We start from the raw sequence: 14,558 nt of genomic DNA, 5'->3' as shown, positions 1-14,558 counted from the left end.
CCTCGCGTTGTAGAACATAACAAGAACCGAGTTGACGCGGCCGCCGCGGCGGCGCTTCTCACGGCATGCTTTCGGTGATCGTGGTTCCTGGAGATTCGGCCCGCCTACCGGGCCTGCTGGCGGCGCTGACGCCCGGGGCCATCGACGGCCTGTTCCGCGAGGTGCTGATCGTCGACGACCCGCCCAGCTCCCTGGCGGCGGCGCTCTGCGAAGACATGGGGGCCACCGCGGCCGCCGATCTGTCGCAGGCCGCGGCCCGGGCCCGCTCGGACTGGCTGCTGGTCGTGCCGCCGGAATTGCGGATGAAGGACGGCTGGCTGGAGCGGCTCGGCGACCACCTGAGGGCCGGCGGGCGCGCAGCGCTGCTGGTCGGGGAGGGCGGGCCGTTCCGGCGGCCCTATGGCGTGCTGGTCGGCAGGGCGGCGGCGGCCGGCCTACTGCATCCCGACCTGAAGGGGCTGCGCGGAAAGCTGGGTTCCGGCGCCCGTCGGCTGGGTTAGGTCGAGCCGCGCGTCGACGAAGCGGCCGCCGGCCACGGCGTCGAGGGTCGGCGTCTCCTCGCCGAACATCTTCTTGTAGGTCCAGTAGCCGGCCATGACCTTCTCGACGTAGTTGCGGGTCTCCTGCGAGGGCAGGCTCTCGATCAGCAACAGGGAGTCGGCGTCGCCGCCCAGCATCTGGGCGGTCTTCAGGATGGTGTTCGGACCGCCGTTGTAGGCCGCCACCGTGCGCAGCAGATCGTAGCCGACGCCGCGCTCCATCAGCCAGGTGACGTAGTCCTGGCCGACCCGCAGATTGAAGGCGGGATCGAACAGCGGGCTCATGTCGGCCTTCAGCTTGTCGTCGCCGGCGGCGCGGGCGGCGGCCTCGGGCATCAGCTGCATCAGGCCGACCGCGCCGACCGGCGAGACCGCCATCGGGTTGAAGCGGCTCTCCTGGCGGACGATGGCGTAGACCAGCGCCTTGTCGATGGTGAAGCCGGACTTGGGCTCCAGCGACGGCAGCGGATAGTCGTCGGGCGAGGCGGTGCGGCGGATCGAGCCGCCGCCGGCGCCGCCGAGCTGGGCGGCGAGCGCGGTCCAGCGGCTGCGGTCGGCGGGTGTCCTGGCCAGGCTCAGCCCCGCCCGCAGCTCTTCGCCGGCCTCTTGCGCGCGGCCGATCTGGACCAGGGCGGCGGCGCGGTGGGCGCGCGGATCGTCCTCGATCAGGCGGGCCACGTCGGCTGAGGGCTGGACGTAGGCGGCGCGGATCAGCAGCGGCCGGGCTTCGGCCTCGCGCGGCGCCTGCAGGCGCAGCTGCCGCTCGGCGATCATGCCGTAGAAGGTGTCGGCGTTCTGGGCGGCGAGCCGCAGCTGGCCGGACGCGGTGACGTTGTCGCCCAGCGCCGTGGCGGCGCGCGAGCCCCAGTAGGCGGCGGCCGAACGCAGCCAGGCGTCCTGCGAGCCGTCCCGCGCCAGCTGGCCGAACCAATTCTGCGCCTGGTCGTAGGCCTTCAGCCGGTAGGCGGCGAGGCCGGCGATCCAACGATCGCCCGCGGCGGGGGCCAGCTCCAGCGCCCGCTTGGCGTCGCCGGCGTAGAAGGCTTCCCGCGCCTGGCGCGCGCGCTCGGGCGAGCCGCCGGCCGCGGGCCCCGGCGCCAGCTCGGCCACGGCGATGGTCGGCGTCGGCAGGGCCCCGGCGTCGGCCGGCTTGCGCTTGGAGGCGAGCTGGAAGATCCGGTCGGCCAACGGCAGGTCGCGGAACTTGGCCAGCCAGCCGGACAGCTCGTCGAAACTCGCCTTGTGGGCGGTCGGGTGCATCAGCTGCTGGAAGGTCACGTAGCCGAGCAGCGACTTGTCCTTGATCTCCACCGTCTGCATCTCGGCGTCGATGAAGTCGCCGCGGTCGCAAGCGTCGAAGGCGGCGGCGTAGTGCTGGGCGTCGGTCGTCGAGAGGGCTTGCGGCGCGGCCTGTGCGGCGGCGCCGAATGCCATGGCGGCTGCGCAGACCAGGACCGAGGCCCCAACCTGCAGGCGCTTCGTCAGCGTCATGCCGTCTTCCGCGCGACCCAAATTAAGCGGGTAAGCCCGGCCCTTTCCCGATACGAAGCGGGGAGGCTATGCGGGCCGCTCCGGACGATCAAGCCTTTCCGTCAGGGTCAGCAGGTCACTCCAGGCGCGCTTCTTCGCCGCAGGCTGGCGCAGCAGGAAGGCCGGATGCAGGGTCGGCATGGCCGGAAGCTCCTGGTTTCCGTCGGCCGAGCGCCACTCGAACCAGCGTCCGCGCAGGGCCAGGATCCCCTCGTCCTTGCGGAGCATCGCCTTGGCCGAGGCGCCGCCGACCAGCAGCAGCAGCTTCGGCTGCACCAGCGCGATGGCCCGCTCCACGAAGGGGGCGCAGATCATCTGCTCGGACGGCGTCGGCGTGCGGTTGCCGGGCGGACGCCAGAAGACGGTGTTGGTGATGAAGGCGCGGTCGGCGAGCCCGGCGGCCTTGAGCATCTTGTCCAGCAGCTGGCCGGCGCGGCCGACGAACGGCGCGCCCTGCAGGTCCTCCTCGGCGCCCGGGCCCTCGCCGATCACCATCAGCGGCGCGTCCGAGGGGCCGCGCGAGAACACCGCGCGGGTGGCGCCCTCGAATCGCAAGGGACAGCCCTCGAAGGCGGCGATGGCGGCGGCCAGCGCCTCCAGGTCCGGCGCCTGGGCCGCGAGCGCCTGGGCCTGCGCGACGGCGGCGGAAATGTCCGGCTGGCCGGGACGAAGCGCAGGGGCGGCCTTCAGCGGCGTGCGGGCGGCCGGCGGCTGCGGCGGCGCGATCCGGCCAAGCGCGATGCGGTCCACCGGCTGGTCCAGCAGCATGGCGTCGACCCCCGCCTCGGCCCAGAAGGCCAGCAGGCTCTCCATGGCGGGATCGGCCGAGAGCGTGCGCGCGGGCGTCATAAGGTCCTGGATTCCTGAACTCGAACGGGGTTCGTGCTTGACCGCCGCCACGTGACCTTCCGATAAGTCCCGCAGTCGATCAACGGCATGTGGCGAATAGGCGAAAGCCGGGCGCCACGCGAGGGAGCATCTGGGGCATGAGCGAAGGCGTCGGCACTGAAGACCCTGGCCGGGAGTCCATGGAGTACGACGTCGTCATCGTCGGCGCCGGACCCTCGGGCCTGGCGGCGGCGATCCGTCTGAAGCAACTGGCCCAGACCGCCGGGACCGAGATCTCGGTCGCCGTGCTGGAGAAGGGCTCCGAAGTCGGCGCGCACATCCTGTCCGGGGCGGTGATCGACCCGATAGGCCTCAACGAGCTGTTCCCCGACTGGAAGGCGATGGGCGCGCCGCTGGAGACGCCGGTCACCCAGGACAAGTTCCTGCTGCTTGGACCGCAAGGCAGCCTGTCGCTGCCGATGTTCGCCATGCCGAAGTTCATGCACAACGACGGCAACTACATCGCCTCGCTGGCCAACGTCTGCCGCTGGCTCGGCCAGCAGGCCGAGGCGCTGGGCGTCGAGATCTACCCGGGCATGGCCGCCTCCGAGGCGGTGTTCGACGACGCCGGGCGCCTGAAGGGCGTCGTGGCCGGCGTCTTCGGCATCGACAAGAACGGCCAGAAGGGCCCCGACTACCAGCCGGGCGTCGAGTTGCACGGCAAGTACGTGTTCATCGGCGAGGGCGTCCGCGGCTCGCTGGCCAAGCAGCTGAAGGCCCGGTTCGGTCTGTGCGAAGGCAGCGACCCGGAAAAGTACGGCATCGGCCTGAAGGAGATCTGGCAGGTCCCCGACGAACGCTTCGTCCCGGGCCTGGTGCAGCACACCACCGGCTGGCCGCTGGACGACAAGACCGGCGGCGGCTCCTTCCTCTACCATTTCGGCGACAACTACGTGGCCATCGGCTTCGTGGTGCACCTGAACTACAAGAACCCCTGGCTGTCGCCGTTCGACGAGTTCCAGCGCTTCAAGCTGCATCCGGAGGTGCGCAAGCACCTGGAGGGCGGCCGGCGCATCGCCTATGGGGCCCGCGCGATCAGCGAGGGCGGCCTGCAATCGGTGCCGACGCTCTACTTCCCGGGCGGCGTGCTGCTGGGGGACTCGGCCGGCTTCGTGAACGTCCCGCGCATCAAGGGCAGCCACAACGCCATGAAGAGCGGGATGATGGCCGCCGAGGCGGCGTTCGCCGCCCTGCAGGCCGGTCGCTCCGGCGACGAGCTGGTGGAATACGAGGCCGCCTACCAGAAGTCCTGGGTGCGCAAGGAGCTGCACACCGTCCGCAACGCCAAGCCGATCCTCAGCAAATTCGGCACCGCGCTGGGCGGCGCGCTGAGCATGTTCGACATGTGGACGACCAACCTGCTCGGCGGGTTCTCGTTCTTCGGGACGATGCACCACACCAAGTCGGACGCGGAATCCACGGGCCTGGCGAAGGACTACAAGCCGATCGTCTATCCCAAGCCCGACGGCGTGCTCAGCTTCGACAAGCTGACCTCGGTCTTCCTGTCGAACACCAACCACGACGAGAACCAGCCCTCGCACCTGAAACTGAAGGATCCATCGGTCCCGATCGAAGTGAACCTGCCCAGGTTCGGCGAGCCGGCGCGGCTCTACTGCCCGGCCGGGGTCTACGAGGTGCTCTACGACGCGAACGGCGAGAACCCGAAGTTCCAGATCAATTTCCAGAACTGCGTCCACTGCAAGACCTGCGACATCAAGGATCCGTCGCAGAATATCGTCTGGACGACCCCGCAGGGTGGCGACGGGCCGAACTATCCCAATATGTGAGGACAGGCAGCGCTTGCCGCGGCCGACGGAACCGCAGAAGGTCCAGCCATGCGCCGCCAGCTCCTGATCTTCGCCGCCCCGCTCGTGCTCCTCTCGGCCTGCGCCAGCGCGGGCCACGATGTGCAGAGCGCCGCCGCCGACAGCCCGCCGATCGGGGCGACGCCGTACGGCATGTTCCTGGCCGGCGAGGCGGCGCTGAACGACGGCAAGAGCCGCGAGGCGGCGCAGTACTTCGAGCAGGCGCGGCTGCAGCCGGACGTCGATCCGCTGGTCTCCGAAAAGGCCTTCACCGCGGCGCTGCTGTCCGGCGACATCGACAAGGCCGCGGCCATCGCCCCGACCGGCCCTGACGCCCCCGAGGCCGCCAAGCGGATGGGCAAGCTGGTGGTCGGCGTCGCGGCGCTGGCCGACGGCAAGGGCAAGCCGGCGCAGGCCCTGCTGGCGCCCGAGGCCAACGCCTTCCCGCACAAGTCGGCCGCCGCCCTGCTGGCGCCCTGGGCCGCCGCCCAGGCCGGCGACGTCGAGGCCTCGCTGGTCCAGCCGCAGGTCAAGGGCGACCCGCTGGTCGACTACTTCGGCCAACTCGGCCAGGCGCTGCTGTTCGAGCGCGCCAAGCGCTACGACGAGGCGGAGACGGACTTCAAGGCGGTGACGGCGGGTAGCCGGGCCAGCGAGATGGCCGTGCTGGCCTATGGCGGCTTCCTCGAGCGCCGCGGGCGCAAGCTGGACGCCGTCGCCCTCTACGAGACGGCGCTCGGCCAGGACCGGTCGAGCGTGGCGCTCAACGCGGCGAAGCTGCGGGCAGCGACCGGCAAGTCGGCGCCCGCCGCGCCGAGCATCCGCGAGGGGGCGGCCCAGGCCCTGCTGGCCCCCACCGCCACCATGATCGCAGGCAAGCAGACGCAGATCGCGCTCGGCTACCTGCGGCTGATCCTGCGGCTCGACCCGCAGCGCGACGACGCCTGGCTGATGGTCGGCGACATCATGCAGGCGGCCGGCGACACCGACGCGGCGCGCGCGGCCTACAATCACCCGAAGCCCACCTCGGCGGAATACGGCGCCGGCCAGGCCAAGCTCGCCTGGACCTATCAGCAGGCCGACGATCACCAGACCGCCCTGAAGCTGGCCCGCGCCGCCGCCGCCTCCGGCGACGCCGACGCCCGGCTGACCCTGGCCGACCTGCTGCGGTCGAACGACCAGTTCGCGGAATCCGCCGACCTGCTCACCGGCCTGATCAACCAGGCCAAGACCCCCGACTGGCGCCTCTACTACGCGCGCGGCGTGGCCTATGAGCGGCTGAACCGCTGGCCCGAGGCCGAGGCCGACCTGCAGGCGGCGCTGAAGGCGAAGCCGGACGAGCCGGAGCTGCTCAACTACCTCGGTTATTCCTGGATCGACCGCGGCGTCCACCTGAAGGACGCCATGGGCATGGTCGAGAAGGCGGTGGCCGCCAATCCGCGGTCCGGGGCCATGGTCGATTCCCTGGGCTGGGCCTACTACCGCCAGGGCGACTACAAGAAGGCCGTGGACAAGCTGGAGCAGGCGGTCGAGCTCGACGCCGGCGATCCGGAGATCAACAACCACCTCGGCGACGCCTACTGGAAGGTGGGCCGCAAGGACGAGGCGCTGTTCCAGTGGCGCCGTGTGCTGACGCTGAAGCCGGACGACAAGATCAAGGCCAACGCCGAGACCAAGCTGGCCTCCGGCCTCGGACCGGACGGCGTCGCCCCGAAGCTCGCCGGCCAGTAACTCCGATGGCGCCTACGGCGCTGGCGCCGGCCAAGGTCAACCTGTTCCTGCACGTCGGCGCGCCGGGCGCGGACGGCTACCATCCGCTCTGCAGCCTGATGGCCTTCGCCGACCTCGGCGACCGGCTGGTCGCGCAGGAGGCCGAGGCCCTCGGCCTGCACCTGCACGGCCCGTTCGCCGCCGCCTTGGCGGGCGAGGGCGACAACCTGGTGATGCGGGCGGCCCGCGCGCTGCTGGCGCAGGCGAGGGGACCCGTCGCGCCGGTGGGTCTGGCCCTGGAGAAGGTGCTGCCGGTCGCCGCAGGTCTCGGCGGCGGCTCGAGCGACGCCGGCGCGGCCCTGCGCCTGCTGCGCGAGGTTCTTCAGATCCCGGTCGACGACGCTGAACTCGAGGCGATCGCGGCGGGGCTGGGCGCGGACGGCCCGGCCTGCCTCTGGGGTCGGCCGGTGCTGGCGCAGGGACGCGGCGAGCGGCTGTCGCCGGCGCCGGCGTTTCCGGCGGTGGATGCGGTGCTGGTGAACCCCGGGGTCCCGGTCTCCACGGCCGAGGTCTATCGCCGCTTCGACGCGCAGGGCCGGTTCGGCGCCACCGAGCCCCCGCCGGCCCCGGCCGCCTTCGAGGACGCCGTGGAGCTCGCCGCCTGGCTCGCGGGCCAGCGCAACGACCTGGAAGCCGCGGCCGTGGCGGTTGCGCCGGAGGTGGGCGCGGTGCTGGCGACGCTCGCCGGGGAGGGCGAGACCCTGCTGGCGCGGGTGTCCGGATCGGGCGGCACCTGCTTCGCCCTCTGCGCCGGCGACATCGAGGCCGAAGGCCTGGCCGAACGGCTGGAGGCGATGGAGCCCCGCTGGTGGGTGCGCCGCTGCGGGCTGGGCGGGCCCTGGCCGGATCCGCAGTAGGTCCTCACCCTTTTGTCATGGCCCGGCTCGTCCGAACCACCCAGCCCGAGGCGTAGGCCGCAGCTGGTGAAGGACGACCTTTGGGATGGGTCACCCGGACGAGCCGGGTAATGACGATCTTTGTGTCTGCCTCCGCAAACGAAAACGGGGGCCCCGAAGGACCCCCGTTCCGACGCTTCGGCTGGACCGCTGCTACTCGTGCAGCGCTTCCCCGTGCAGGGCCAGGTCCAGACCTTCCACCTCGCCCTCCTCGGAAACCCTCAGGCCGGTGGTGAACTTGCAGATGTAGAGGATGATGACGGTGAGCACGCCCGACCAGACGATGGTCGCGCCGACGCCCACCACCTGCTTCATCAGGCTGGCGTCCTTGCCGAGCGGGTTGATGCTCGGATCGGCCAGCAGGCCGGTCAGCAGGGCCCCGGTGATGCCGGCGACGCCGTGCACGCCGAAGGCGTCGAGGCTGTCGTCGTACTTCAGCAGACGCTTGATCCACACCGCGCCGACGTAGGCGGCAGCCGCGCCGAGGACGCCGACCACGAGCGCGCCCTGGGCGTTCACGAAGCCGGCCGCCGGGGTGATGGCGACCAGGCCGGCCACGGCGCCGGACGCGAGGCCCAACATGCCGGGCTTCTTGCGTTCCAGCCACTCGACGACCATCCAGGTCAGGCCGGCCGCCGCGGTGGCGACCTGGGTGTTCAGCATGGCCGCGCCGGCGAGCGCCCCGGACGTGACCGCCGAGCCGGCGTTGAAGCCGAACCAGCCGACCCACAGCAGGGAGGCGCCGATCATGGTCAGCACCAGGTTGTGCGGGGCCATGTTGTCGACGCCGAGGCCCTTACGCTTGCCCATGACCAGGGCGCACATCAGGCCCGCGATGCCGGCGTTGATGTGGACCACGGTGCCGCCGGCGAAGTCGAGCACGCCCATGCCGCCCAGGAAGCCGCCGCCCCAGACCATGTGGGCGAGCGGGGCGTAGACCACCAGCGACCACAGGGTGATGAACAGCAGGAGGGCGGAGAACTTCATGCGCTCGGCGAAGGCGCCGGCGATCAGGGCCGGCGTGATGATCGCGAAGGTCATCTGGAACATCATGAAGACCGATTCCGGGATGGTCGCGGCCAGCGGATTGGCCTGGTCGACCTTGACCCCCTTCATCAGCGCCTCGGCGAAGCCGCCGATGTACTTGTTCATCCCCGCGTCGGGGTTGGTCGTGAAGGCGACCGTGTAGCCGACCACCATCCACAGGACGGTGACCAGGCAGGTGATGACGAACGACTGGGCCACGGTGGCGATGACGTTCTTGCGCCGCACCATGCCGCCGTAGAACAGCGCCAGGCCCGGGATGGTCATCAGCAGCACCAGGGCGGTGGAGGTGAGCATCCAGGAGGTGTCGCCGCTGTCCAGCTTGGGCGGGGCGGGGGCGGCGGCCGGAGCGGCGGCGGGGGCCGCTGCGGCTGCGGCGGCGGGGGCTGCGGTGGCGTCGGCCGGTGCGGCCGCCGCAGGCGCGGCGGCTTCGGGCGCGGCGGCGGCCGGCGCGGCGGTCTGGGCGAGCGCCGGGGTCATCGGCGCGCCGATCATCCCTACGGCGAGCATCAGCCCGGCCAGCCTTTTGAATCCGATGAGCTTCATTGGTCGATATCCCCTTTTCTTGTCCGCTAGAGCGCCGCGGCGCCGGTCTCGCCGGTCCGGATGCGCACGGCGTCCTCGACGTTGAGGACGAAGATCTTGCCGTCGCCGATCTTGCCGGTGGCGGCGGCGGCCTTGATGGCCTCGACGGCCTTGCCGACGGCGGAGTCCTCGACGACGACTTCCAGCTGCACCTTGGGCAGGAAGTTCACCTGGTACTCCGCGCCCCGGTAAATCTCGGTCTGGCCCTTCTGCCGGCCGTAACCTTTGACTTCCGAGACCGTCAGTCCCTCGACGCCGGCGGAGACGAGCGCTTCGCGCACGTCGTCCAGCTTGAAGGGTTTGACGATCGCCATGATCAGTTTCATCGCTCGCTCCCGCGCGACCCCTGGCGAGGTCCGCCCCTCGTGTTGCCGTTAAGCCCGCCGCGGACATCCCCTGCACAGCGGTCGACTGACGCTATCGGGGGCGGGCCACCTCAGCGCGGATCGCCCCGAGCTTCGCCATAAGAAGCTCGCGCGCGCCTGTTTCCTGAGCGACTGCGGAGCGCGGCGCCCGCAAATTGGGCGGAACCGGCTTCGACAAGGGCCTGAGGCGCTCATTCGCGGGCCGCCGAGGGTGGGTTGGCACGCCCTCCGGCCGTTCACGAAGCCGTGTGATCGGCAACCTCGAAGCTTCGCCGCGCGTAGTCACCGCGAAACTCATGACGGCGTGAGCGCGTTCGATTGGCCAAGCGCAGCAAGACCTCGAGGATCTGATGCTAACCCACCGCCTGCTGACCACTGCGGCCGCCCTGGCGATCGGGCTGGCGGCGCCGCAGCTCGCCGCCGCCCAGGCGCAAGGCGCCAAGCCCGCCGCCGCCCAGGCGCAGACCCAATCGGCCGCCGCCCAGGCCACCGGCAAGGCGACCACCGACACCCCCGCCGCCAGCAACACCCAGGGTACGGCCTGGGCGGTGCAGCAGGGCGCCGCGTCCAACCCCGGCGCTGCGGCGTCCGCGACACCGTCGCGGCCGACCGCCGCCCAGGTCGTGCCGCACGGGGACCTGATCGAGACCGCCAAGGCGTCGGGTCAGTTCACCACCTTCCTGAAGGCCGCGGACGCCACCAACCTCACCGCCGTCCTGAAGACCAACCAGAACCTGACGGTGTTCGCGCCCACCGACGCGGCCTTCGCGGCCCTGCCGCCGGGCCAGCTCGACAGGCTGATGGCCGACAAGCCGGCGCTGCAGAAGCTCCTGACCCATCACATCATCAACGCCCGCGTCGACTCCACCAAGATCAAGGGCGCCAAGGGCCCGGTCCCCTCGGTGGCCGGCGACCAGGTGCAGCTGGACGGCAGCGGCCCGATGCTGAAGGCCGACAACGCCGACATCGTCCAGTCTGACGTCATGGCCTCCAACGGCGTGCTGCACGTGGTCGACCGGGTGCTGACGCCGGGCGTCCCCGCGGCCCCCATGGCGGCGGCGGCCACCGGTGCGGTCGCGCCGGCCTCGACCACCACAACCACCACCACCTCAACGACCCCGGCGGCGACCGCGCCCGAGTCGCCGAAGCCGAGGGGGAAGTAGAGCCAGCGTTTGGGGGCCCTCGAATCCATCGTTCAGCAAACAAGGAGTCCTGAGATGAGACTGCATTACCTGCTCGGCGCCGTTGCGGCGTCTGCGCTGATGACCGGCGCGGCCTATGCCCAGGCCGGCTCCGGCGTCTCGTCGTCCACCGGGGCGACGACCGACCCGACCATGCCCGCGGCCAGCAGCAGCAGCTCCGCCACCACGCCCAGCGGCCAGGTGAGCGGCTCCGTCTCGACGGACACCACGGGCGCCTCGACCAGCACCACCACCGACACGACCGCGACCGGCGCCATGGCCACCTCGGCCACCAACTACGCCCAGGGCGCCAGCGTGACGACCACCACCCTGACCAACGGGCCGGTGCCGGACACGCCGGAGAACCGCGCCAAGTACGGCAAGCCCATGTCGAACGCCGGCAAACGCACCCCCGCCAAGGGCAACTAGCCAAGGCTGATTTCGGCCGCCTTGCGTGGCTTGAAGCGAAGGTCGGCGGGCCCTATGGTCCGCCGACTTTTTTTGCGCCTGCGAACGGCCCCCTTTTCGATGCCAGACAAGCCGCTTTCGTTTCAGGGCCTGATCCTGAAACTGCATGACTATTGGAGCCAGCAGGGTTGCGTGATCCTGCAGCCGCACGACGTCGAGGTGGGAGCGGGGACGCTCCACCCGGCGACGGTGCTGCGCGCGCTGGGGCCCAAGCCCTGGCGGGCGGCCTATGTGCAGCCCTCGCGCCGCCCGGCCGACGGCCGCTACGGCGAGAACCCCAACCGGCTGCAGCACTACTACCAGTACCAGGTGATCCTGAAGCCGAACCCGGACAACCTGCAGGACCTCTACCTGGGGAGCCTGGAGGCCATCGGTCTCGACACCCGCCTGCACGACATCCGATTCGTCGAGGACGACTGGGAGAACCCCACCGTGGGCGCCTGGGGCCTCGGCTGGGAGGTCTGGTGCGACGGCATGGAGGTCACCCAGTACACCTACTTCCAGCAGGTGGGCGGCCTGGACGTCTGGCCGGTGGCCGGGGAGCTGACCTATGGCCTGGAGCGGCTGGCCATGTACCTGCAGGGCGTCGACCACTTCACCCAGCTGGCGTTCAATGATCCGGACGGACCGGCGCCGATGACCTATGGCGAGGTCTTCCTGGAGAACGAGCGCCAGCAGTCGGAGGCCAACTTCCACCTCTATGACGTCGACACCCTGAAGCGGCAGTTCGAGGACATGGAGCGGCAGGTTCCGCGCCTGCTGGACGGTCGCGGACCGCAGGGCCAGCGCACCGTGCTGCCGGCCTACGACCACGTGCTGAAGGCCAGCCACCTGTTCAACCTGATGGACGCCCGCGGCGCCATCGCCGTCGCCGAGCGCCAGAGCTACATCGGCCGCATCCGCGACCTGACCAAGATGTGCGCCGAGGCCTGGGTGGAGAACGAGGGCGGGAACGCCTGATGTTCGAGCACGCGGGGCATACACCGAGCCAGATCGCTCGGGCGCGGCGCTTTCGCCGCACCGGCGGAGTGCCGGAACAGCGGCTCTGGCGCGAGCTGCGCAAACTCGACGCCAACGTCCGGCGCCAGGCGCCGCTCGGCCCCTACGTGGCTGACTTCGCGATCCACAGCGCCAAGCTGGTGATCGAGGTGGACGGCGGTGTTCACGAGCGGATCGCCGAGGTAGCCGCGCGTGACGTGGCGCGCACCGAATGGCTGCAGAGCCAGGGCTACAAGGTCGTGCGGTTCACCAACGCCCAGGTCACGCAGGACATCTTCGCCGTGGTGCGGGAGATCGAACGTCATCTCGCCCTCCCCCTCGATGGGGGAGGGTTGGGTGGGGGTGCGGTTGCTGAGCTGAGCTGCGGATCGCGGTTGGCGCCGACGCCGACCGGAGCCCTTCATCCCGTGGCCGCGGCCACACCCCCATCCCCGACCCTTCCCCCATCGAGGGGGAAGGGAGAGTAGCCATGCCTCAGCTTCTGCTTGAACTGTTCTCCGAAGAGATCCCCGCGCGCATGCAGGCGCAGGCGGCGCGGGACCTCGAGCGCATGGCGCGCGAGCGGCTGGCGGCCGAGGGCCTGCTGCCGGAGGCGCTGAAGACCTTCGCCGGTCCGCGGCGCCTGACCCTGGTGGCCGAGGGACTGCCGGCGGCGCAGAGCGATCGCCACGAGGAGCGCAAGGGACCGCGCGTCGGCGCGCCGGACCAGGCGATCGACGGCTTCCTGCGCTCCACCGGCCTGACCCGCGAGCAGCTCACCGAGCGCGACGGCGTCTGGTTCGCCCATATCCACAAGCCCGGCCGGCCGACTCCCGAGATCGTGGCGGAGATGGTCGACGCCATCGTCCGCGGCTTCCCGTGGCCGAAGTCGATGACCTGGGGGCGCGGCACGCTGCGGTGGGTGCGGCCGTTGAAGCGCATCCTCTGCGTCTTCGACCGCGAGGTCGTGCCGTTCTCCATCGACGGGATCGATAGCGGCGACGTCGGCGAGGGCCACCGGTTCATGGGCGACGCCCAGCCGTTCCGCGCCCGCGACTTCGACGAATACGCCGACGGCCTGGCCCGCCACTTCGTGGTCCTCGATCCCGAGGAGCGCAAGGAGCGGATCATGGACGCCGCGCGCACCCTGACCTTCGCGCGCAACGTCGAGCTGGTGGAGGACGAGGGCCTGCTGGCCGAGGTCTCCGGCCTGGCCGAGTGGCCGACGCCGATCCTCGGCGACATGGACCCCGACTTCCTGGACCTGCCGCCGGAGGTGATCCGCACCTCGATGCGCACGCACCAGAAGTATTTCGCCGTGCGCGACCCCCAGACCGGCTTCCTGGTCCCGCACTTCGTCACCGTGGCGAACATCGAGGCGGCGGACGGAGGCAAGGCGATCGCCGCGGGCAACGCCAAGGTGCTGTCGGCGCGGCTCAGCGACGCCCGCTTCTTCTGGGACGAGGACCGCAAGATCCGGCTGGCCGACCGGCTGGAGACGCTGAAGGGCGTCACCTTCCACGCCAGGCTCGGCACCATGTACGAGCGGGTGGAGCGGATCGCGGCCCTGGCGGCCGAGCTCGCCCCTTATGTCCGCGACGACGGCATCACCCGCGCCAAGGCCATCGAGGCCGCGCGGCTGTGCAAGGCCGACCTGGTCACCGGCATGGTCGGGGAGTTCCCCGAATTGCAGGGCGTGATGGGCGGCTACTACGCCGAGAAGGAAGAGCTCGACCCGGAAGTGGTCGACGCCATCCGCCACCACTATCGCCCGCAAGGCCCCAACGACGCGGTGCCGGTGCAGTCGGTGGCCGCCACTGTCGCCCTGGCCGACAAGCTCGACACCCTGGTCAGCTTCTTCGCCATCGACGAGAAGCCGACCGGCTCGCGCGATCCCTATGCGCTGCGCCGCGCGGCGCTGGGCGTGATCCGCATCATCCTGCAGTCGAGGACGCGGCTGCCGCTGAAGCGTTTCGCCTCGGACGACCTGCTGGCCTTCTTCGCTGACCGGCTGAAGGTGCTGCTGCGCGAGCAGGGCGAGCGGCACGACCTGGTGGACGCGGTGTTCGCCCTGGGCGACGACGACCTGGTGCGGATCGTCAGCCGCGTCGAAGCGCTGTCGCAGTTCCTCGCCACCGACGACGGCGCGAACCTGCTGGCCGGCTACAAGCGGGCGGTGAACATCCTCAAGGCCGAGGAGAAGAAGGGCCCGCTGCCCGAAGGCGATCCGGCCGAGATGGCCGGCGCGCCGCCGGAAGAGGCGGAGCTGGCCAACTGGATCGGCCACGTGGAACTGGAAGTCGGCAAGGCGCTCTCCAAAGAGGATTTCGCCGCCGCGATGCTAGAGCTCGCCAACCTCCGGGCCCCGGTGGACGCCTTTTTCGACAAGGTGTTAGTGAACTCGGATGTCCCGGCGGAACGGGAAAACCGTTTGCGACTTCTGGTGAAGGTTCGTGACGCCATGGGGCGTGTCGCGGACTTCTCACAAGTGACAGGCTAAAAGAGGATC

Annotated in this window: 13 protein-coding genes; 9 read left to right on the top strand and 4 right to left on the bottom strand. The window is 70.6% G+C overall.

What is annotated here, in order from left to right:
- Positions 1-65: 65 nt before the first annotated feature.
- Positions 66-500, top strand: coding sequence for a cell wall biosynthesis glycosyltransferase (locus tag DJ021_RS16980; protein WP_111458665.1), 435 nt, complete (start codon positions 66-68; stop codon positions 498-500).
- Here DJ021_RS16980 and DJ021_RS16975 read toward each other — a convergent pair.
- Both DJ021_RS16975 and DJ021_RS16970 read right to left on the bottom strand, forming a co-directional pair.
- Entirely contained in the window at positions 435-2,030 is a 1,596-nt protein-coding gene (locus DJ021_RS16975; RefSeq protein ID WP_111458664.1) for a lytic transglycosylase domain-containing protein, read from the bottom strand. The two genes, DJ021_RS16980 and DJ021_RS16975, sit on opposite strands and share 66 nt — an antisense overlap.
- A gap of 66 nt (positions 2,031-2,096) precedes the next feature.
- Positions 2,097-2,918 carry a uracil-DNA glycosylase gene (locus DJ021_RS16970; protein ID WP_111458663.1) on the bottom strand — a complete coding sequence of 274 codons (822 nt, stop codon included), beginning with the start codon at positions 2,916-2,918 and terminating at the stop codon, positions 2,097-2,099.
- Between the two features lie 137 nt (positions 2,919-3,055).
- On the opposite strand from DJ021_RS16970, the gene DJ021_RS16965 reads away from it, so the two are divergent.
- Genes DJ021_RS16965 through DJ021_RS16955 form a run of 3 tightly spaced genes read left to right on the top strand, consistent with a single transcriptional unit; the run spans position 3,056 to position 7,389 of the window.
- Positions 3,056-4,744, top strand: coding sequence for an electron transfer flavoprotein-ubiquinone oxidoreductase (locus tag DJ021_RS16965; protein WP_111458662.1), 1,689 nt, complete (start codon positions 3,056-3,058; stop codon positions 4,742-4,744).
- Between the two features lie 48 nt (positions 4,745-4,792).
- Positions 4,793-6,493, top strand: a complete 1,701-nt coding sequence (locus DJ021_RS16960) for a tetratricopeptide repeat protein (RefSeq protein WP_111458661.1) — start codon at positions 4,793-4,795, stop codon at positions 6,491-6,493.
- Positions 6,494-6,498: 5 nt separating this feature from the next.
- On the top strand, positions 6,499-7,389 hold the full coding sequence (locus tag DJ021_RS16955; RefSeq protein ID WP_111458660.1) for a 4-(cytidine 5'-diphospho)-2-C-methyl-D-erythritol kinase: 891 nt from the start codon (positions 6,499-6,501) through the stop codon (positions 7,387-7,389).
- A gap of 192 nt (positions 7,390-7,581) precedes the next feature.
- Here the strand turns inward: DJ021_RS16955 and DJ021_RS16950 are convergent, their stop codons facing one another.
- Positions 7,582-9,018, bottom strand: a complete 1,437-nt coding sequence (locus DJ021_RS16950; protein ID WP_207801868.1) for an ammonium transporter — start codon at positions 9,016-9,018, stop codon at positions 7,582-7,584.
- A 26-nt stretch (positions 9,019-9,044) separates the two neighbouring features.
- Complete coding sequence (locus DJ021_RS16945) at positions 9,045-9,383, bottom strand: P-II family nitrogen regulator (RefSeq protein WP_111458659.1); 339 nt, start codon at positions 9,381-9,383, stop codon at positions 9,045-9,047.
- 389 nt (positions 9,384-9,772) lie between these two features.
- Here DJ021_RS16945 and DJ021_RS16940 point away from each other — a divergent pair, with 389 nt between their 5' ends.
- The 5 genes from DJ021_RS16940 (at position 9,773) to glyS (ending at position 14,549) form a co-directional block, all read left to right on the top strand.
- Complete coding sequence (locus DJ021_RS16940) at positions 9,773-10,585, top strand: fasciclin domain-containing protein (protein ID WP_111458658.1); 813 nt, start codon at positions 9,773-9,775, stop codon at positions 10,583-10,585.
- 54 nt (positions 10,586-10,639) lie between these two features.
- Complete coding sequence (locus tag DJ021_RS18765; RefSeq protein WP_133255050.1) at positions 10,640-11,032, top strand: hypothetical protein; 393 nt, start codon at positions 10,640-10,642, stop codon at positions 11,030-11,032.
- A 99-nt stretch (positions 11,033-11,131) separates the two neighbouring features.
- On the top strand, positions 11,132-12,031 hold the full coding sequence (locus DJ021_RS16930) for a glycine--tRNA ligase subunit alpha (RefSeq protein WP_111458656.1): 900 nt from the start codon (positions 11,132-11,134) through the stop codon (positions 12,029-12,031).
- Positions 12,031-12,537: an endonuclease domain-containing protein gene (locus tag DJ021_RS16925; protein WP_111458655.1), complete on the top strand. Its 507-nt coding sequence runs from the start codon at positions 12,031-12,033 to the stop codon at positions 12,535-12,537. Before DJ021_RS16930 ends, DJ021_RS16925 begins: the two co-directional genes overlap by 1 nt.
- A gap of 2 nt (positions 12,538-12,539) precedes the next feature.
- Entirely contained in the window at positions 12,540-14,549 is a 2,010-nt protein-coding gene (gene glyS / locus DJ021_RS16920) for a glycine--tRNA ligase subunit beta (RefSeq protein ID WP_111458654.1), read from the top strand.
- Positions 14,550-14,558 lie beyond the last annotated feature (9 nt).

This window comes from Phenylobacterium hankyongense (assembly GCF_003254505.1).
Lineage (GTDB): Bacteria > Pseudomonadota > Alphaproteobacteria > Caulobacterales > Caulobacteraceae > Phenylobacterium > Phenylobacterium hankyongense.
The sequence above is the reverse complement of the archived record's forward strand: the minus strand, read 5'-3'. Positions and strand labels throughout refer to the sequence as shown.